We start from the raw sequence: 17,870 nt of genomic DNA on the forward strand, positions 1-17,870 counted from the left end.
AGCCGAAATACGATGGGCGGCCGGGTCTGGACGGGCGCAGCGGTCGCCGCCACCATGTTGGCGGGTAGCCTCGCCTTCGCAGCTCCGCCTGCGGCCGGTGATGCAGGTCGTGTCGCCAATCCGGTTGCCGAATTCGCCGGCATCGACAAGATTACCGGACGTATCATCACCTTCGACGTCTATATCGACGAAACGGTGCAGTTCGGCGCCCTGCAGGTGACGCCGCGCGTCTGCTATTCGCGGCCCGAGGCCGAGGCTCCGAAGACCGATTCCTTCGTCGAAGTCGACGAGATCACCCTGGACCGCAAGATAAGGCGCATCTTCACCGGCTGGATGTTTGCCGAGAGTCCCGGCCTCAACGCCGTCGAGCACGCCGTCTATGATGTCTGGCTCAAGGCCTGCAAGCAGAAGTCGGATGTTCCCGCACCTGGCGCGGCCAAGGCGCCCGATGGTGGCAGCGGCAAGGGCGGCGCGGCTCCGGCCGACCCCGGCACCACCTCCGGAACCAACTGATCCAACGACACTCCTTCCGGGAACCGCGTGCCTGCTGAAACGTTGGCTCGCGGGGCGCGTGAAGGATGGTGACCATGCTCGCTAGCAAGGACGAATTGATCGCGCTCGAAAAGGGCTTCTGGACGGGCGACGAAGCCTTTTACAAGGCCAATGCGGACAAGGAATGTCTCGTGGCCTTTCCTGAAATGGCGCAGACCATGAGCAACGCGGATCTTGCCGCCACCGCGAAGAAACCGCACCGCTGGAAGAACCTCCAGATCGAGCCCAAGGGTTTCGTGGAGCCCGGCAGCGATATCGTCATGCTGACTTATGAGGCGCGGGCTACGCGGTCCACCGGCGAACCCTATGCCGCGCTCGTCAGCACCGGCTACGTGCGGCGCGCCGACGGCTGGAAGATGATGTTCCATTCGCAGGCGCCGCTGCCCACCGGCAAGGCTAGGAAAAGTGGGCAGGGCGAAGGCAGCTCCAAAAAAGCGGACTAGAAGGTCACTCTTGTGGGATTTTGATCGTTAGAACCTGGCTTCGCCCTTCAGCGCCGCGGCAAGCATCTTTTCGTATCTGCCGCGCGGCACATCGACCGCGCCGAAGCGCTTCAGATGCTCGGTGGTGAATTGGGTGTCGAGAAGCACGAAGCCGCGTTCGTTCAGCCTTTCGACAAGGCGGACGAGACAAACCTTCGAGGCGTCGGTTTCCTTGGAAAACATGCTTTCGCCGAAGAACACCCGCCCCAGCGAAACGCCGTAAAGCCCGCCCACCAGCCGCCCCTCGCGCCAGGCCTCGACGGAATGGCAGTTGCCGATCTCGTGAAGCCGCACATAGGCTTCGCGGATCGGTGCATTGATCCAGGTGGACTGGCGCTCCTCGCGCTGCTCGGCGCAGGCATCGATGGTCGATTCGAAGTCATGGTCGAAGCGGACCTCGAACAGGCCCTTGCGGACCGTCTTGGCCAGGCTTTTGGGGATGTGGAATCCGTCCAGCGGAATGATGCCGCGTGATTCCGGCCGCACCCAGAACACTTCGGCGTCGGCAGCGCTTTCGGCCATCGGAAACACGCCCGACGCATAGGCCTTCAGCAACAGGTCCGTCGGGATGCGGTAGCCGGGCGCGTAGGGCCTGGTCATGACGCCTTATCTTCAGGCTTCGGGGGCTTCCTTGGCCAGATATTTCTCCAGCCAGTGGATATCGTAGTCGCCATTGGCGATGTCGGAATTGCCGACGAGGTCGCGGAACAGCGGCAGCGTCGTCTTGATGCCATCGACCACGAACTCGTCCAGCGCGCGGCGCAACCGCATCATGCATTCGACCCGGTTGCGGCCGTGGACGATCAGCTTGCCGATCAAACTGTCGTAATAGGGCGGAATGCGGTAGCCCGAATAAACACCGGAATCGACGCGGATGCCGAGACCCCCGGGCGTGTGGAAATGCGTGATCGTGCCAGGCGAGGGCGTGAAGGTGCGCGGGTCTTCCGCGTTGATGCGGCATTCAATGGCGTGACCGTTGAATTTGATCTCGTCTTGCGTCACCGACAGGCCGCCGCCCGATGCAACCCGGATCTGCTCGTGGACGAGGTCGATGCCAGTAATCATTTCCGTCACCGGATGCTCGACCTGGAGACGGGTGTTCATTTCGATGAAATAGAATTCGCCGTTCTCGTAGAGAAATTCGATGGTTCCGGCGCCGGAATAGCCGAGATCGGCGATCGCCTTGGCGCAAACGCCACCAATCTTGGCGCGCTCCTCGGCGTTGAGGGCAGGGGAGTTGGCCTCCTCCCACACCTTCTGGTGGCGTCGCTGCAATGAACAGTCGCGCTCGCCGAAGTGGACGCCCCTGCCAGCGCCGTCGCCGAACACCTGCAGTTCGATATGGCGCGGCTTTTCGAGGTATTTCTCGATATAGACCGAGCTGTTGCCGAAGGCGGCGCCCGCTTCGGTGCTCGCCGTCTGCAAGGCCTCGATCAGATCCTCTTCGGTGCGCGCCACCTTCATGCCGCGCCCGCCACCGCCGGCGGTTGCTTTGATGATGACCGGATAACCGATCTCGTTGGCGATGCGCTTGGCGTCGGCCTCTTCGGTAACCGCGCCGTCCGAGCCAGGCACCACGGGGATGCCCAGCCGCTTGGCGGTGCGCTTGGCCTCGATCTTGTCGCCCATGATGCGGATATGGTCGCCGGACGGGCCGATGAAGGTGATGTTGTGGGCGGCGAGGATGTCGGCGAACTTGGCGTTCTCGGACAGGAAGCCGTAGCCCGGATGCACGGCATCCGCCCCGGTGATCTCGCAGGCGGCGACGATCTGATGGATGTTGAGGTAGCTGTCGCGCGAAGGCGGCGGCCCGATGCAGACGCTTTCGTCGGCAAGACGCACATGCATGGCGTCGGCATCGGCGGTCGAGTGAACCACGACGGTCTGGATGCCAAGCTCCTTGCAGGCGCGCAGCACCCGAAGCGCGATTTCGCCGCGATTGGCGATGAGGATTTTCTGGAACATCGCCGTTTTCCCGGCCTTACTCGATCACGACGAGCGGCATGCCGTATTCCACCGGCTGGGTATCCTCGATCAGGATCGCAGTCACGGTTCCGGCGCGGGGCGCGGGGATCTGGTTCATGGTCTTCATCGCCTCGATGATCAGCAGCGTCTGGCCTTCTTTCACCTTCTGACCGATTTCGACGAACGGACGGGCGTCCGGCGAAGGCGAGAGATAGGCCGTGCCGACCATGGGCGAGGGCACCGCGTTCTTCGAGCTGTCGGACGCCGCAGGCGCCGCCGCGGGGGCTGCAATGGCTGCCGGGGCTGCTGCTGCCGCGTAGGCAGGCTGCGGCGCCGCCACAGCGTGAACCGCCGGCGCGTGGCGCGAAACGCGAACCTTCAGGTCGCCAAGCTCCACCTCGATCTCAGTCAGATTGGTGTCGTTCAGGATGCCCGCGAGATCGCGGATAAGCTGCTGGTCAACACCGGTCTTTTTCGTCGTCATGATCGACCCTTCTTGTGTCGGCACGCTAAATTCTTGCCGCCAGCGCCTGCAGCGCCAGCGTGTAGCCCAGCGGGCCGAACCCGCAGATCATGCCAACGGCATGCGGCGCGACTTTGGAAACATGGCGGAACGGTTCCCGCGCGTGGATATTGGAAAGATGAACTTCGATGACAGGCACGTCCGAAGCGGCCCGGATGGCGTCATGGATGGCGATGGAGGTATGGGTGTAGGCGCCGGCGTTCAGCACGACGCCCGCGGCCGACTGGCTTGCTTCCTGAATCCAGGTGACGAGATCGCCTTCATGGTTGGACTGGCGAAAGTCGACTGTGATCCCAAGAGGCTCGGCAGCTTTGCGACAGTCCGCCTCGATATCGCCCAGCGTCTGCGACCCGTAGATAGACGGTTCCCGCTTGCCGAGCATATTCAGATTTGGACCGTTCAAAACGAATACCGTTTTCAAAAGCACCGACCTTTCCTGCGTGCGGCTCGAGCCGCCGCGCCGGACCCTCTATAATGGGCATATTCCACTGGGAAAAGAGCGCAAGTGCGTTCTTTCCCCGTCAACAATGTATGGCTGCGGGGTTGTTGACCCGATTTCGTTCAGAGAGCTGACTTTGCCGCCTCGATCTTTTCCGCCAGAACCTCCTTGCCGAGGGCGCCGAAGATGACCTCGTTGCCGACGACATAGGAGGGCGTGCCGGTTATGGCGAGCTTGTTGGCGAGTTCGTAGGTCTTGGCGAAGGCTGCCGGAATGTCCGGGTCCTGCATGTGCTCGCGCAGCTTTGCCTCGTCGGCGCCCAGCGAGAGCGCGATCTTGACGGCCGCTTCCTCCGTGGCGCGGCCCTGTCCGCCAAGCAGCGCATTGTGGAACTCGCCATATTTCTCCGGCATGAGCTTGTGGAAGGCCATGGAAACGACGCTCGCCTTTTGCGAATCCGGGCCGAGGATCGGAAATTCCTTGAGCACGAAGCGCAATTCCGGGTCGGCCTTCGTCAATGCCTGCATGTCGTCGATGGCGCGTTTGCAGAAGCCGCAATTGTAATCGTAGAACTCGACGATCGTCACCTTGCCGTCACGGTTGCCGACGATGCCGTCGAAGGCGGAATTGAAGATTTCGTCCTTGTTGTCGTCGATGACGCCGAGATGGGCGAGCCGCTGCTCTTCCTGCTGCTTGGCTTCGAGCGCGCCCTGCACTTCGAGCATGATTTCAGGATTCTTGAGCAGGTAGTCGCGGACGATGCCTTCGACCTCCTTGCGGTCGACCGTCGTCGGGGTTTCAGCGGCCGCCATCTGCACGACGGCGGGCGTCTCTTCGGCGCCGGCGGCCTGCGCCTGAGCGACGGGTGCGTTCCCGGCGGCGAAACCGGCCCCCAGCATGACCAGCGCAACCGCCAGTCCGGTGGTGCCCAACAATATTGCCCTGATCATGGTGTCTCGTCCTTCTGCCTGAACCGGGAACATGGATTTGCGATCCGCATGTTCATTTCTTCTTGGCCGGTCCGGAATTGATGATGTCCTGCGCCCGAAGCCATGCCGGCTCGCCGCGCTTGAAATTCTTCTGCGCCCGCATGGCGAATATTTTCGCGTCCTTCAACGAACCGCTGTAATAGTAGCCTTCAGCTGTTGCCAGCTCGGCATTGGCGACGTCCCCCAATTCGCCATAGGCCTGCGCCAGATAGCGGTAGGCGCTGCTGTTCTCACGATCGCGCTGCAGGCTGTTGTTGATCTGCGCGACGGCTTTTTTCAGCGTCTCGGGCGACCCGGTGGCGATCAGCGCCTGTGCGTAGGACACCGAAAGCAGGCCGGATTTGGCGGGATCAAGGGAAATCGCCTTGGCATAGGCCGTCGCCGCGTCCTTCGACCGGTTCGATTTCATCAGGATATCGCCACGCAGCTCCTGGAAATAGGGATTTTTCGGCTGCGCCTTGATTAGACCGTCCGTCTTGCTGAGCGCCGAAGCGGGATTGCCGAACAGGAAGGCGACCTGCGCATCGCCATATTTCACCGCCAGGCCGTCCGACAGCTTGCGGTTCAGCCGGGATACTTCCGCCTGGCCCTGCGTGTAGGCGGCGATCTTGACCCGCATCATGTCGTGGCGCTGCTGCAGCGCCGCCGAATCGGTTTTGTCTTTGTATTGGCTTTTCTCGACAAGCTCCTGGAGATTGGAAATACGCTCCCGCGGCATCGGGTGGCTGATCCGGTACTGGTCGATCTGCGCGCCGGACAGCGAAAGCGCGCTCTGGAAACGCTGGAAGGTCTTCAGCATTCCCCTGCCGGATTGCCCGGTGGCGTCGAGATAGGTGATGGCGGAGCGGTCGGCAGTGATCTCTTCGCCGCGCTGATAGCTGAGCAGGGAACGCGTCGCCACCTCGCCGCCCCCGGTGGCGAGGCCGATGCCGGCGCCCGCGAGTGCCCTGTTGTTGGTTGCACCGCCAGCGACCAGCGCGCCGGCGCCCAGCAGCCCTGCGACAATCGCCATCGTCTTTGCCCGCTCAAGCTGCTCCCGCAGTTTTTCCTGGTGCCCGCCGGCCAGATGCCCGCATTCATGGGCGATGACGCCGATGATCTCGTTCGGCGTCTCGGCCTGCACCAGCGCGCCCGTGTTGATGAACAAACGCCTGCCGGCGACGAAGGCGTTGAAGCTGTTGTCGTTGACGAGGATGATCTGGATGCCGGCATTGGAAAGGCCTGCCGCCTTGAAGATCGGCCGCGCATAGTCGCGAACCAGCGCCTCGATCTCGGCGTCGCGCACCACCGGAACGCCCTGCGCGAAGGCGCTTATCGAACTGGCGGCGGCCATCAGCGCGCCGAGCGACAGCGCCGTCAATGACCGTGCGGTGCGGGCAAGCAGCGTTTTGGGGCGGAACAGGCTCAGCATGGTGCATCCACTGGTAGACGAGGCGGCCAATGATGGAAAGTCGATGCTGAAAACTTCATGAACTTGTGATCCCCACACCAATCGGGCATTTGTGCGGCGCTGGACCGCTGTCCGGCCACGGATTGTCAGGATACGAGCACATATGAGCATTTCGCTTTCGCGGCGCGGCGAGGTCGAGCCGTTCCACGCCATGGACATTCTGGCCGAAGCCAACCGGTTGGCCGCGAATGGCGTTTCCGTCGTGTCGATGGCGGTCGGGCAGCCGTCTGATCCGGCGCCGGAAGCGGTTCGGCAGGCCGCCGCCGCCGCCCTGAAAGCGGGACGCATCGGCTACACGGACGCGCTGGGACTTGCCGCCCTGCGCCGCGCCATCGCGGCGCATTATGGCGAGCACTACGGCATAGATGTCGCGCCTGAAAGGATCGCTGTGACCACCGGTTCCTCGGCGGCCTTCAACCTCGCCTTTCTCGCCATGTTCGACGCCGGGGACCGCGTCGCCATCGCCGCCCCGGGCTATCCCGCCTACCGCAACATCATGGCGGCGCTCGGCATCGATGTCGTCGAGATCGAGCTCGACGGCGAACCCTATCTCCGCGCCGCGCATCTGGAGAAGGCGCATCGCCAGAAGCCGCTGAAAGGCGCGCTGTTCGCCAGTCCGGCCAATCCGACGGGCGCGGTTATTCCCGCTGCCGAGATGAAGCTGCTGGTCGAAACCGCGGAAAACCTCGGCATTTCCTTGATTTCCGACGAGATTTACCATCGCCTTTCCTATGCCGGACCGGACACGACGGCGCTCGCCTTCGGCTCGTCAGTCACGGTCATCAATTCATTCTCAAAATATTACTGCATGACCGGCTGGCGCATCGGCTGGATGGTGCTGCCGCCCGAACTGGTGCGGCCGATCGAACGCATCGCCCAGAGCCTCTACATTTCCGCGCCGGAGCTTTCCCAGGTCGCGGCCATCGAAGCGTTCAAGGCGACGGCAGAGCTGGAGGACATCAAGGCGCGCTATGCCTGGAACCGCGAACTTCTGGCCAAGCGCCTGCCGGAGCTTGGCTTTCGGCTGGCGGCGCCGATGGACGGCGCCTTCTACGCCTTCTGCGACGTCTCGCGGCTGACCAACGACTCAATGGCTTTCGCCCGCCGTATGCTGGCCGAGGCGTATGTCGCGGCGACGCCTGGCCGAGACTTCGACCCGCTGCAGGGCCATAGCACCATGCGGTTCTCCTACGCCGGCAGCCATGACGAGATGGTCGAGGCGCTCGCCCGCATCGAACGCTGGTTGAGGTAGGGGCAATGGCCGATCTGGAACAGGCGCTTGCCGAAGTCGCGGCGGAGATGGCGGCGCGCAGCGACCGTGGTGAGGTCGCCAGCTACATCCCGCAGCTTGGCCGTGTCGATGCCGGCAAGTTCGGCATCGCGGCGGCCACAAATGACGGCCGGGTGCTGGTCGCGGGCGATGCCGGCGAAGCCTTCTCGATCCAGAGCATTTCCAAGGTGTTCACGCTCACCCTTGCGCTGGGCGAAAAGGGCGATGCGCTGTGGAAGCGGGTCGGGCGCGAGCCGTCCGGCAATCCGTTCAACTCCATCGTCCAGCTCGAACATGAGAACGGCATCCCCCGCAATCCGTTCATCAATGCGGGCGCCATTGTCATTTCCGACGTGCTGCTGGCCGGCCACCAGCCGCGCGAAACGATCGGCGAGATCCTGCGCTTCGTGCAGTTTCTCGCCGACGACGAGACGATCACCATTGACAGCGCCGTGGCGGCTTCGGAACGGGCAACCGGCTACCGCAACTTCGCGCTGGCCAATTACATGAAGTCGTTCGGCAATCTGCATCATGCGCCGGAGATGGCGCTGGGCGTCTATTTCCACCATTGCGCCATTGCGATGAGTTGCCGGCAACTGGCGCTGGCAGGGCGCTTCCTGGCCAATGGCGGCAGGCAGCCCTCGACCGGGCATTCGGTGATCTCGGCGGAGCGAGCAAGGCGCATTAGCGCGCTGATGCTCACCTGCGGCCACTATGACGGCTCGGGCGATTTCGCCTTCCGCGTCGGCATTCCGGGCAAAAGCGGCGTTGGCGGCGGCATACTGGCGATCGTGCCGGGCGTCGCCTCGCTCGCCGTCTGGTCGCCCGGCCTGAACGCCAACGGCAATTCGAAGCTGGGTTCCATCGCGCTGGAGAAGCTGGCGAAGATGATGAACTGGTCGGTGTTCGCGCCGTAACGTTCTGTCGTAACTCTGCCGCGGGTTTTCACCAGCCGCGTGCGATCGCAACGAACGCGGAAGCAGAACACCCAACAAAAATCCCGCGCCGGAAGGCCAGCGCGGGATTCACTTTGTCAGAAAATCAGGTCAAGGGACTGAAACGGCTCAGAAAAAGCCTTTCCGCTGCCACCATCCGCCTTTTTTCGGCTTCTGCTCGGCGGGTTCGCCGGGCTCGTTGGCGACGGTCGACGAGACGACCGGAGCCACGGTCTCGGCGGTTGCCGCCTTGCGCCGCGAAGCCCGCTTCTTGACCGGCTCCTCTGCCGCGGGGGGCTCCGCCTTCGGTTCCGCAGCTTTGGCCGGTTCGGCTGCAACTGTCTTTTCTTCGGTCGCCTCGGCTACAGCTTTCTTCGAGCGCGAGGCCCGCTTCGGCTTCTTCGGCTTTTCATCGTCGTTGGCCGCTGCCGGGGCATCGGCCGTCGCCGCTTCCGGCTGCGTTTCGGATTTTGGCTCCTCGGCCGCGGGCTTTTCGGCGGCGGCTTCAGCCTTCTCCGAATCCTCGATGCTTTCGCCAGCATCGCCGATCCCATCCTCGCCTTCGGGGCGGTTGCGCTTGCCGCCACGCTTGCCACGCCGACGCTTCTTTGGCTGGCCGTCCTGGGCGACCGCTACAACGGACGCCCCGGCTTCATCGCCCGAATCGCCATCGTCGGTTTCGTCATCGGACATCGATGCGGATGGCGCGGCCGTGACGGACTCTCCGCCCTGGTGTTCGACGCCCTGTTCGCGGTCCTTGCCGCCACGACGCCTGCGCCTGCGCCTGCGCTTCTTGTCGCCGCGCTGGCCGTCGTCGTTCTCGCCGGAACGCTCCTGCCGGCCCTGCTGGCCCTGCTGGCGGGGCTGCTCTTCCGCCTCCGTCTCGTCTTCCTCGATGACGATATCGTCTTCGGGTTCTTCCTCGATGGCGGGAAACTGTGTCCGGGCTTCGACGAAGCCTTCCGGCTTTTCCGCCAACGCACCGCGGAAGATCGCATAGTGCTGCGCTCCAACCGTGTCGTCGGCTTCGACGGTGATCGTCAGGCCGAAGCGTGTTTCCAGTTCGACCAGCGTGCTGCGCTTGTGATTGAGCACGTAGAGGGCGGTCGCAGCCGGCGTGCGGACGGTGATGTGGCTGCGCGAATCCTTGAGCAGGAATTCCTCGATCGCCCGCACCACCAGCAGCGCCACGGAAGAATCAGAACGCACATGGCCGGTGCCGCCGCAATGCGGGCAGGGCTTCATGGTCGATTCGAGCACCGAGGCGCGGATGCGCTGGCGGCTCATCTCCATCAGGCCGAAATGCGAGATGCGGCCGAGCTGGATACGCGCCCTGTCGTTCTTGAGGTGATCCTTCAACCGCTTCTCGACGGAGCGGTTGTTGCGGTTCTCCTCCATGTCGATGAAGTCGATGACGATCAGACCGGCAAGGTCGCGCAACCTGAGCTGGCGCGCCACTTCCTCGGCTGCTTCCAGATTGGTGTGAAGCGCCGTGTCCTCGATCGAGTGCTCCTTGGTGGAACGGCCCGAATTGACGTCGATGGCGACCAGCGCTTCCGTCTGGTTGATGATGATGTAGCCGCCGGATTTCAGCGTCACCTGCGGCTGCAGCATCTTGTCGAGCTGCGCCTCGATACCGGAGCGCACGAAGATGGGCGTCGTGTCGCGATAAGGCTGCACAACCTTCGCATGGCTGGGCATCAGCATGCGCATGAAGTCCTTGGCCTCGCGGTAGCCGTCGTCGCCCGCAACCAGGATTTCGTCGATATCCTTGTTGTAGAGGTCGCGCACCGAGCGCTTGATCAGCGAGCCTTCCTCGTAGACGAGGGCAGGGGCGCTGGACTGCAAGGTCAGGCCGCGGACGTTCTCCCACAGCCGCATCAGATATTCGTAGTCGCGCTTGATCTCGGCCTTGGTGCGGCTTTCGCCCGCGGTGCGCAGGATGACGCCCATGCCCTGCGGCACCTCGAGGTCGGAGACGACCTCCTTCAGCCGCTTGCGATCCTGTGCGTTGGTGATCTTGCGGGAAATGCCGCCGCCGCGCGCCGTGTTCGGCATCAGCACCGAATAACGGCCGGCGAGCGACAGATAGGTGGTCAGCGCCGCGCCCTTGTTGCCGCGCTCTTCCTTGACGACCTGCACCAGCAGGATCTGCCGGCGCTTGATGACTTCCTGGATCTTGTATTGCCGGCGCGGCGGCTTGCGGCGGTTGCGAACCTCTTCAAGCGCGTCTTCCGCGCCGACCGACTCCACATCGTGGTCGTCGTGGTGCGCGTGCTGCACCTCTTCGAGCATGCCGCGGTCTTCGGGCTGCTCGCCGCCGCCTTCAGGAATCTCTTCCGAAATGACGTCGGCATCGGCCTCCGCCTTCATGGTGATATTGGTTTCGTCGTCGGGCGCCGCTTCCGGCGCCGACTCCACGGCTGACGAAACTGCATCGTCACTCGCCGTCTCGTCGCCATCGCCGTTGTCGTCGGCGTTCGCGGCCGCATCTGCGCCGTCTTCGGAGGCGTCGGCGCGGCTTTCGTGGCTGGAGCGGCCGCGATGCTTGCCGCCGCGTCTGCGATTGCGCCGCCCGCGATGCCGGTCTTCGCCATCGCCGTCCTCGTCGTCCTCGTCGTCGGCTTCCTGCGCTTCAGCGTGCAGCAGGGCCTGACGGTCGGCGACCGGGATTTGATAGTAGTCGGGATGGATTTCGCTGAAGGCGAGGAACCCGTGACGGTTCCCGCCATATTCGACAAAGGCTGCCTGAAGGGAAGGTTCGACGCGGGTTACGCGGGCGAGATAGATATTTCCTTTGAGCTGCTTTTTGTCCTGGGATTCAAAATCGAATTCTTCGATACGGTTACCGCGTACGACGACGACGCGTGTTTCCTCCGGGTGGGAGGCGTCTATTAGCATTTTGTTGGGCATTATTTCGTTTCCCCCCGGCAGCCGCCAGCCTCAGCGGGAGGGACAATGCCCGTCGCTGTGGGTCTGTATCAGTCAGGGTGCCGGATGTTTGCATGTTCGCCGTGCGATGCTTCAACGCCACTGCGGTGCCGCCCGCTGCCAAAATGGCGCGGTTGAATGCGGACCTTTCCATCAGTGCGCTTGAAGACATCGTCGCCTGGCGAACCCTTTTTTTGAACCAAAGCCCGGAATGAACCGGACCAGCTTGTTTGCTCTGTCGAGCCGGCGCGGGACCTCGTCCCTAGCCGTTTTCTTCACGCAGACGATTCCCCCGCCACGGGAGCACGCCTGCGAAATTCGTCGCAACCACCTGAAACCTTCGCTCGATTGCTCGTCGCGACTGGAACTTGCCCCATGTTTGGCCTGCAACCGAAAGCTGCGGAACGGGGCGTCCCAGGATTGCGGTGATCCACCATCGCTTTTATGATTTGGCACAGTGGAAGGCAACCCCGATTCCGACGCCGGCAAAAGCACTTCCGCAGCGGAAGCCCGGGCGCGGGAATATGCTCGCTTCCACACCGCATGTCCGTCGTGAAAAGGCTTGGTTAACCTTCTCTGGATACGAAGCGTTAGGCGTTTTGGAGCCGGACGGTCGCGCCTGATTCGCGGCCGAGAGTGCGCCAAGGGGAGCCACTGGACTTGAGATGGGATTTGCAGCGCAAAACGGCAAGGTTTTGAAGTCTGGCGGTCTCTTCGGCCGGCTCGCCTCGTTGCTGTTGTTCCTGGTCTGCTGTCTCGCCGTCCCGGCTTTGGCCCAAGCCTCCGAAGCACCGATCAAGGCCTTCGACTACCGGATGGCCGGCGACGCCACCAAAATGCGCATCGTCGTCGATTTCGAACGCGAGCCTCAGCCGAAATGGTTCCTCCTGCGAGCCCCGAACCGGCTGGTCATCGATCTGCCGGGGACCGTGCTCGCGCTCGACCCCAAGGATGTGAAGGCTCGCGGCCTGGTCAAGAACGTCCGCTACGGCAATGTCGGCGAGACCACGGGCCGGCTGGTCCTGACGGGGAAGGGGCCTTTTCTGGTCGATAGCCTCGATGTCCTGAAGAATGACGATGGCAAGGGCTACCGCCTCGCGGTGGAGATTTCGGCCGCTTCGGCTCGGGAATTCGAGGCTGCGCTGGCCGACCAATCCCTCACCACCGGCTCGACTGCGGCCGTCGCGAAGGGTGAAAGGGTCGGCAACGGCCCAACATCCAACCCCGGGCATCGCTTTACCGTAGTGGTCGATGCCGGCCATGGCGGCATTGACGGCGGCGCCGAGGGATCGAGCGGCACCGTCGAGAAGGACGTGACGCTCGCCTTCGCGAAGGAGCTTCGCGACAAGCTCCTTTCGGTTGGCAAGTACGAGGTCTTCATGACCCGCGACAAAGACGAATTCCTGCGGCTGGACGACCGCGTCCGCATCGCGCGCCAGCATGAGGCGGATCTGTTCATTTCGATCCACGCCGATACCATCAATCTGAAAGGCATTCGCGGCGCCACCGTCTACACGGTCTCGGACAAGGCCTCCGATCCGGAGGCGCAGGCCCTGGCCGATCGCGAAAACCTGTCCGACCAGTTCGCCGGCATGGAAATCAAGGCGGACGATCCACAGGTCACCGACATATTGATAGACCTGATCCGGCGCGAGACGCATTCCTTTTCCATGAGCTTCGCGCACACGCTCGTCGGAAAGCTTTCGACCACGGTCGGCCTCATCAACAACCCGCATCGCTCGGCCGGCTTCCGCGTGCTGAAGGCGCCCGACGTGCCGTCCGTCCTGGTCGAACTCGGATATTTGTCCAACGCCAAGGACGAGGCTCAGCTCATCGACCCGGACTGGCGCGGCAAGGCGGCGGACAGCATCGCCGGCGCGGTCGCGGTTTTCGCGGCCGGCAGACAGGGCGCTGGCGGCTAGCGATGCCGGCGCGCACGCTGCCGCTTCACACGCGTTGCGCGGCAACAACACCGGGTGGTTTTATTTCGGCCGCTGGGGGGCTAAACTTCATCTCGCCGTATTTTGCCCACATCGCCGCGACATTGGGTTTCGAATACGGATCGGGAGCCACGCCTGTGCTTGCGCGCGGTGCTGCTTGGTTTAGGAGAATCCCGGACGTTGGACTGGAGCGGGCATGATTCGTCTTATCGGCTATTTCTTCGGCATCGGCACCATGCTCGCCCTTTTGGTGGCGGCAGGGGTTGCTGTCTATATCGGCCACCTGACCAAGGATTTGCCCGACTACGAGGTGCTGGCCAAGTATGAGCCGCCGGTAACGACGCGCATCCACGCGTCGGACGGTTCGCTGATGGCGGAATATGCGCGCGAGCGGCGGCTTTACCTGCCGATCCAGGCTGTACCGGATCGCGTCAAGGCAGCGTTCCTGTCGGCAGAAGACAAGAACTTCTACAACCATCCCGGCATCGACATCACCGGCCTCGGCCGCGCCGTCCTCACCAATTTCCAGAATTTCGGCTCGGGCCGCCGCCAGGTCGGCGCGTCGACGATCACCCAGCAGGTCGCCAAGAACTTCCTGCTGACCTCGGACCAGACCTATGAGCGCAAGATCAGGGAAATGGTCCTGGCCTTCCGCATCGAGCAGGCCTATCCGAAGGACCGCATCCTCGAACTCTACCTGAACGAGATATTCTTCGGCCTCGGCGCCTATGGCGTCGCTGGCGCCGCGCTCACCTACTACGACAAGTCGGTCAACGAGCTGACGGTTTCGGAAGCGGCCTATCTCGCATCGCTGCCGAAGGGCCCGTCGAACTACCATCCTTTCAAGCACACGGATCGCGCCATCGAGCGCCGCAACTGGGTCATCGACCAGATGGTCGACAATGGCTACGTCACCCATGAGGAGGGCGAGAAGGCCAAGGCCGAGCCGCTGGGCGTCACGCCGCGCCGTAACGGCACCTATCTGTTCGCCGGCGAATACTTCACCGAGGAAGTCCGTCGCGTCATCATCGCCCGCTATGGTGAGAACGCGCTCTACGAGGGCGGCCTGTCGGTGCGCACGACGCTCGATCCCAAGCTGCAGCTTTTCGCCCGCAAGGCGATGCAGACCGGCCTGATGAAGTTCGACACGTTGCGCGGCTATCGCGGTCCGGTCAAGACGATCGACATCTCCGGCGACTGGGGCAAGGCGCTGGCCGAGGTCAAGGGCCTGGAAGACGTGCCGGAATGGTCGCTGGCCGTCGTTCTCGACAGCTCGGCCTCCGGTCTCTCCATCGGCCTCCAGCCGGAGCGCGAGATTTCCGGTGCGCTGGTCAAGGAGCGCGTCGAGTCCACCGTGTCCAAGGAGGACATGAGCTGGGCCATGCGTTACAAGAAGGACGGCAAGACGCTGAAGGCCAAGTCGCCGGCTGACGTGCTCAGCCCCGGCGACGTCATCTTCGTCCAGAAGAAGGACGACGCCGACGCTTACCAGTTGCGGCAGGTGCCGGAGGTCGAGGGTGGTCTGGTGGCGATGGACCCACACACCGGCCGCGTGCTGGCCATGGTCGGCGGCTTCTCCTACGCGCAGTCCGAGTTCAACCGCGCCACGCAGGCGATGCGCCAGCCGGGCTCGTCCTTCAAGCCGATCGTCTATGCGGCCGCGCTCGACAATGGCTATACGCCGGCTTCCGTCATCATGGACGGACCGATCACCATCCAGTCCGGCAACACGACCTGGACGCCGAAGAACTATGACGGCCGCACAGCCGGCCCCGCCACGCTTCGCTCGGGCATCGAGCGCTCGCGCAATTTGATGACGGTGCGCCTCGCCAACGACATGGGCATGAAGCTGGTCGCCGAATATGCCGAGCGCTTCGGCGTCTACGACCACCTCGCGCCCTATCTGCCGATGGCGCTGGGCTCGGGTGAGACCACCGTCATGCGCATGGTCTCGGCCTATTCGATCATGGCCAATGGCGGCAAGTCGATCAAACCGTCGGTGATCGACCGCATCCAGGACCGCTACGGCAAGACCGTGTTCAAGCAGGACGAGCGCGGCTGCGAGAACTGCAACGCGCAGGAATGGCAGAACCAGCCAGAGCCCGAACTCGTCGACAATTCCGAGCAGGTCCTCGACCCGATGACGGCCTACCAGATCACCTCGATGATGCAGGGTGTCGTCCAGCGCGGCACCGCCGTCACCATCTCCGAACTCGGCTATCCGATCGCCGGCAAGACCGGCACCACCAACGACGAGAAGGACGCCTGGTTCATCGGCTATACGCCCAATCTCGTGGTCGGCCTCTATATGGGGTACGACCAGCCGCGCCAGCTTGGCTCGGGCGTGACCGGCGGCGGCCTCTCGGCGCCTGTCTTCAAGGCGTTCATGAAGGATGCGCTGGTCGGCCAGCCGAAGATCGACTTCAAGGTGCCGGATGGCATGAAGCTCATCGCCATCAACCACAAGACCGGCATGCGAGCCCAGGAAGGCGAGGCGGGCACGATCATCGAAGCCTTCAAGCCCGGCACCGGGCCTGCCGACAGCTATTGGGTCATCGGCATGGGCGATGACGGCTCCAATGGCAGCGGCACGGCGCTGTCGCCGAAGGCGGCGGGCGATATACAGTCCGGCGGCGGCGGGCTCTACTGATTAGGACATGAACGTGAATGGGCCGGGCGAAAGTCCGGCCCATCTGGCTTTACAGGCATCGGCCGCCTGCCTATGTATCCGGCTCAGCGATCCAATTTCCATAACGGACAGAATTATCAGCCATGCGCGCGGAAACGCAGAACATTGTCGACGAGATCAGGCAGGCCATAACCCTGCTGAGGAGGCATCTTTGACTGGGATCAGGCTATCAAGCGGCTTGAATACCTGAACGTCCGCGCCGAGGACGCCAGCCTCTGGAACGATCCGATCGAGGCGCAGAAGATGATGCGCGAACGCCAGAGCCTCGAGGAAGGCATCGCCGCGGTCAAAGGGCTCACTCAGGCGCTGGACGACAATATCGGCCTGATCGAGCTTGGCGAGGAAGAGGGCGACGAGAGCGTCATCTCCGAGGCCGAGAGCGCGCTGCGCTCCATGCGCGGCGAGGTGAAGGCGCGTCAGGTCGAGACGCTTCTGTCTGGCGAAGCCGATTCCAACGACACCTATCTGGAAATCCACGCCGGCGCCGGCGGCACCGAAAGCCAGGACTGGGCCTCGATGCTGCTGCGCATGTACACGCGCTGGGCCGAGCGCCGCCGCTTCAAGGTCGAGGTTCTGGAAGTCCATGACGGCGAAGAGGCCGGCATCAAGTCCGCCACGCTGCTGATCAAAGGCCACAACGCCTATGGTTGGCTGAAGACCGAATCCGGTGTGCATCGCCTGGTGCGCATCTCACCCTACGACAGCAATGCGCGCCGCCATACATCGTTTTCGAGCGCCTGGGTCTATCCGGTCATCGACGACTCGATCCAGATCGACGTTTCGGAGTCCGACGTCCGCATCGACACCTACCGCTCGTCCGGTTCTGGCGGCCAGCACGTCAACACCACTGATTCCGCCGTGCGCATCACCCATCTGGCGACCGGCATAGCGGTGGCCTGCCAGGCCGAACGCTCGCAGCACAAGAACAAGGCCAAGGCCTGGGAAATGCTGCGTTCGCGCCTCTACGAGGAAGAGCTGAAGAAACGCGAGGCGGTGGCCAACGCCACGGAAGCCTCGAAGAGCGACATCGGCTGGGGCCATCAGATCCGCTCTTACGTTCTCCAGCCATACCAGATGGTCAAGGACCTGCGCACCGGCGTCGAAAGTTCCAATCCCTCGGCAGTGCTCGACGGCGACCTCGACGACTTCATGGAAGCGTCGCTGTCGCAGCGCATCGAAGGCGGCGCGGGCGAAGCGGTTGCCGATATCGACTGACAGGAGTGCTCGCCGCACCAGCTTGCCAGCGCGGGCCGTTTGTGCTGCCTTCGATCCCTGACCAGGAACGAGGGATCGCCATGGCCGTCAAGGGAAGCTGTCACTGCAAATCGACCACTTTCGAAGTCTCGGAAGCGCCGCAAACTGTAACGCGCTGCACATGCTCCTTCTGCTCCAAGCGCGGCGCGCTCTGGGCTTATTACGAGCCATCGCAGGTGAAGATCGAGCCGCAGCGTTCGACCGCCGCCTATCGCTGGCAGACCATGATCGTGAAGCATGGCTTCTGCCCGGCATGCGGCTGCACCACCTTCACCGAAACGCCCGACTGGAGCACCGGCGAAGCGGATTTCGACAAGATGCGCATCGCCGTCAACGCGCGCCTGTTGGACGACTTCGACCTCGACAAGGTCGAGGTGACCGTGATCGACGGCAAGAACCTCTGGTAGGTCGGGTCCGCCAATGCAGCACGCCTGATTTCATACCGGAAAAG

At 63.2% G+C, this 17,870-nt stretch carries 16 protein-coding genes; 9 read left to right on the plus strand and 7 right to left on the minus strand.

All coding sequences use genetic code 11. From position 1 onward, the window contains the following. Window positions 1-54 precede the first annotated feature (54 nt). The gene (locus tag ASD44_RS03270; protein ID WP_244478810.1) at window positions 55-513 is read left to right on the plus strand and encodes a DUF2155 domain-containing protein; all 459 of its coding nucleotides are present in this window, start codon (window positions 55-57) and stop codon (window positions 511-513) included. A gap of 74 nt (window positions 514-587) precedes the next feature. Beyond that, window positions 588-995: a hypothetical protein gene (locus ASD44_RS03275; RefSeq protein WP_056115357.1), complete on the plus strand. Its 408-nt coding sequence runs from the start codon at window positions 588-590 to the stop codon at window positions 993-995. A 27-nt stretch (window positions 996-1,022) separates the two neighbouring features. Here ASD44_RS03275 and aat read toward each other — a convergent pair whose 3' ends face one another. From aat to ASD44_RS03305, 6 genes are all read right to left on the minus strand, one after another. Next, window positions 1,023-1,634 (minus strand): leucyl/phenylalanyl-tRNA--protein transferase, encoded by a 612-nt coding sequence (aat, locus tag ASD44_RS03280; RefSeq protein ID WP_056108738.1) that lies wholly within the window; start codon window positions 1,632-1,634, stop codon window positions 1,023-1,025. A gap of 12 nt (window positions 1,635-1,646) precedes the next feature. Then, on the minus strand, window positions 1,647-2,999 hold the full coding sequence (accC, locus tag ASD44_RS03285) for an acetyl-CoA carboxylase biotin carboxylase subunit (protein ID WP_056108741.1): 1,353 nt from the start codon (window positions 2,997-2,999) through the stop codon (window positions 1,647-1,649). Window positions 3,000-3,015: 16 nt separating this feature from the next. Next, a complete protein-coding gene (accB, locus tag ASD44_RS03290; RefSeq protein ID WP_056108744.1) occupies window positions 3,016-3,483 on the minus strand; it encodes an acetyl-CoA carboxylase biotin carboxyl carrier protein in 468 nt (155 codons plus the stop codon). Window positions 3,484-3,508: 25 nt separating this feature from the next. Continuing rightward, window positions 3,509-3,943: a type II 3-dehydroquinate dehydratase gene (gene aroQ / locus ASD44_RS03295; RefSeq protein WP_056115359.1), complete on the minus strand. Its 435-nt coding sequence runs from the start codon at window positions 3,941-3,943 to the stop codon at window positions 3,509-3,511. Window positions 3,944-4,083: 140 nt separating this feature from the next. Continuing rightward, window positions 4,084-4,911, minus strand: a complete 828-nt coding sequence (locus ASD44_RS03300; RefSeq protein WP_056108747.1) for a DsbA family protein — start codon at window positions 4,909-4,911, stop codon at window positions 4,084-4,086. Window positions 4,912-4,963: 52 nt separating this feature from the next. Continuing rightward, window positions 4,964-6,361 carry a M48 family metalloprotease gene (locus ASD44_RS03305; RefSeq protein WP_156459760.1) on the minus strand — a complete coding sequence of 466 codons (1,398 nt, stop codon included), beginning with the start codon at window positions 6,359-6,361 and terminating at the stop codon, window positions 4,964-4,966. Window positions 6,362-6,503: 142 nt separating this feature from the next. Between ASD44_RS03305 and ASD44_RS03310 the strand changes: the two genes are divergently transcribed. Continuing rightward, complete coding sequence (locus ASD44_RS03310) at window positions 6,504-7,652, plus strand: aminotransferase class I/II-fold pyridoxal phosphate-dependent enzyme (protein ID WP_056108750.1); 1,149 nt, start codon at window positions 6,504-6,506, stop codon at window positions 7,650-7,652. Window positions 7,653-7,657: 5 nt separating this feature from the next. Next, on the plus strand, window positions 7,658-8,587 hold the full coding sequence (locus tag ASD44_RS03315) for a glutaminase (protein ID WP_056108752.1): 930 nt from the start codon (window positions 7,658-7,660) through the stop codon (window positions 8,585-8,587). A 147-nt stretch (window positions 8,588-8,734) separates the two neighbouring features. Here ASD44_RS03315 and ASD44_RS03320 read toward each other — a convergent pair whose 3' ends face one another. Beyond that, on the minus strand, window positions 8,735-11,518 hold the full coding sequence (locus tag ASD44_RS03320; protein WP_056108755.1) for a ribonuclease E/G: 2,784 nt from the start codon (window positions 11,516-11,518) through the stop codon (window positions 8,735-8,737). A 92-nt stretch (window positions 11,519-11,610) separates the two neighbouring features. On the opposite strand from ASD44_RS03320, the gene ASD44_RS18300 reads away from it, so the two are divergent. The 5 genes from ASD44_RS18300 to ASD44_RS03340 all read left to right on the plus strand — a co-directional run bounded on the left by ASD44_RS18300 (window position 11,611) and on the right by ASD44_RS03340 (window position 17,826). After that, entirely contained in the window at window positions 11,611-11,751 is a 141-nt protein-coding gene (locus ASD44_RS18300) for a hypothetical protein (protein WP_156459761.1), read from the plus strand. Window positions 11,752-12,201: 450 nt separating this feature from the next. After that, window positions 12,202-13,458 (plus strand): N-acetylmuramoyl-L-alanine amidase, encoded by a 1,257-nt coding sequence (locus ASD44_RS03325; protein WP_082542371.1) that lies wholly within the window; start codon window positions 12,202-12,204, stop codon window positions 13,456-13,458. Window positions 13,459-13,672: 214 nt separating this feature from the next. Beyond that, on the plus strand, window positions 13,673-16,126 hold the full coding sequence (locus ASD44_RS03330) for a penicillin-binding protein 1A (RefSeq protein WP_056108758.1): 2,454 nt from the start codon (window positions 13,673-13,675) through the stop codon (window positions 16,124-16,126). A gap of 122 nt (window positions 16,127-16,248) precedes the next feature. Further along, window positions 16,249-17,380, plus strand: a protein-coding gene (prfB, locus tag ASD44_RS03335; protein ID WP_156459762.1) for a peptide chain release factor 2 whose coding sequence is annotated in 2 segments (ribosomal slippage) — window positions 16,249-16,314 and window positions 16,316-17,380 — 1,131 coding nt in all. Because the reading frame shifts where the segments join, the coding sequence is not laid out codon by codon here. A gap of 80 nt (window positions 17,381-17,460) precedes the next feature. After that, complete coding sequence (locus ASD44_RS03340) at window positions 17,461-17,826, plus strand: GFA family protein (RefSeq protein WP_056108761.1); 366 nt, start codon at window positions 17,461-17,463, stop codon at window positions 17,824-17,826. Window positions 17,827-17,870: the final 44 nt, after the last annotated feature.

Origin of the sequence: Mesorhizobium sp. Root554, from assembly GCF_001427025.1 — a bacterium.
In the GTDB taxonomy this organism is placed as follows: domain Bacteria; phylum Pseudomonadota; class Alphaproteobacteria; order Rhizobiales; family Rhizobiaceae; genus Mesorhizobium.

Excerpts from the sequence above, each read along its gene's own strand:
- ASD44_RS03340 (WP_056108761.1), top strand. The coding sequence starts at position 17,461 with ATGGCCGTCAAGGGAAGCTGTCACTGCAAATCGACCACTTTCGAAGTC.
- ASD44_RS03305 (WP_156459760.1), bottom strand. The coding sequence starts at position 6,361 with ATGCTGAGCCTGTTCCGCCCCAAAACGCTGCTTGCCCGCACCGCACGG.
- ASD44_RS03325 (WP_082542371.1), top strand. The coding sequence starts at position 12,202 with ATGGGATTTGCAGCGCAAAACGGCAAGGTTTTGAAGTCTGGCGGTCTC.
- accC (WP_056108741.1), bottom strand. The coding sequence starts at position 2,999 with ATGTTCCAGAAAATCCTCATCGCCAATCGCGGCGAAATCGCGCTTCGG.
- ASD44_RS03320 (WP_056108755.1), bottom strand. The coding sequence starts at position 11,518 with ATGCCCAACAAAATGCTAATAGACGCCTCCCACCCGGAGGAAACACGC.
- accB (WP_056108744.1), bottom strand. The coding sequence starts at position 3,483 with ATGACGACGAAAAAGACCGGTGTTGACCAGCAGCTTATCCGCGATCTC.
- ASD44_RS18300 (WP_156459761.1), top strand. The coding sequence starts at position 11,611 with ATGTTCGCCGTGCGATGCTTCAACGCCACTGCGGTGCCGCCCGCTGCC.
- ASD44_RS03330 (WP_056108758.1), top strand. The coding sequence starts at position 13,673 with ATGATTCGTCTTATCGGCTATTTCTTCGGCATCGGCACCATGCTCGCC.
- ASD44_RS03300 (WP_056108747.1), bottom strand. The coding sequence starts at position 4,911 with ATGATCAGGGCAATATTGTTGGGCACCACCGGACTGGCGGTTGCGCTG.
- ASD44_RS03275 (WP_056115357.1), top strand. The coding sequence starts at position 588 with ATGCTCGCTAGCAAGGACGAATTGATCGCGCTCGAAAAGGGCTTCTGG.
- ASD44_RS03315 (WP_056108752.1), top strand. The coding sequence starts at position 7,658 with ATGGCCGATCTGGAACAGGCGCTTGCCGAAGTCGCGGCGGAGATGGCG.
- aat (WP_056108738.1), bottom strand. The coding sequence starts at position 1,634 with ATGACCAGGCCCTACGCGCCCGGCTACCGCATCCCGACGGACCTGTTG.
- ASD44_RS03270 (WP_244478810.1), top strand. The coding sequence starts at position 55 with ATGTTGGCGGGTAGCCTCGCCTTCGCAGCTCCGCCTGCGGCCGGTGAT.
- ASD44_RS03310 (WP_056108750.1), top strand. The coding sequence starts at position 6,504 with ATGAGCATTTCGCTTTCGCGGCGCGGCGAGGTCGAGCCGTTCCACGCC.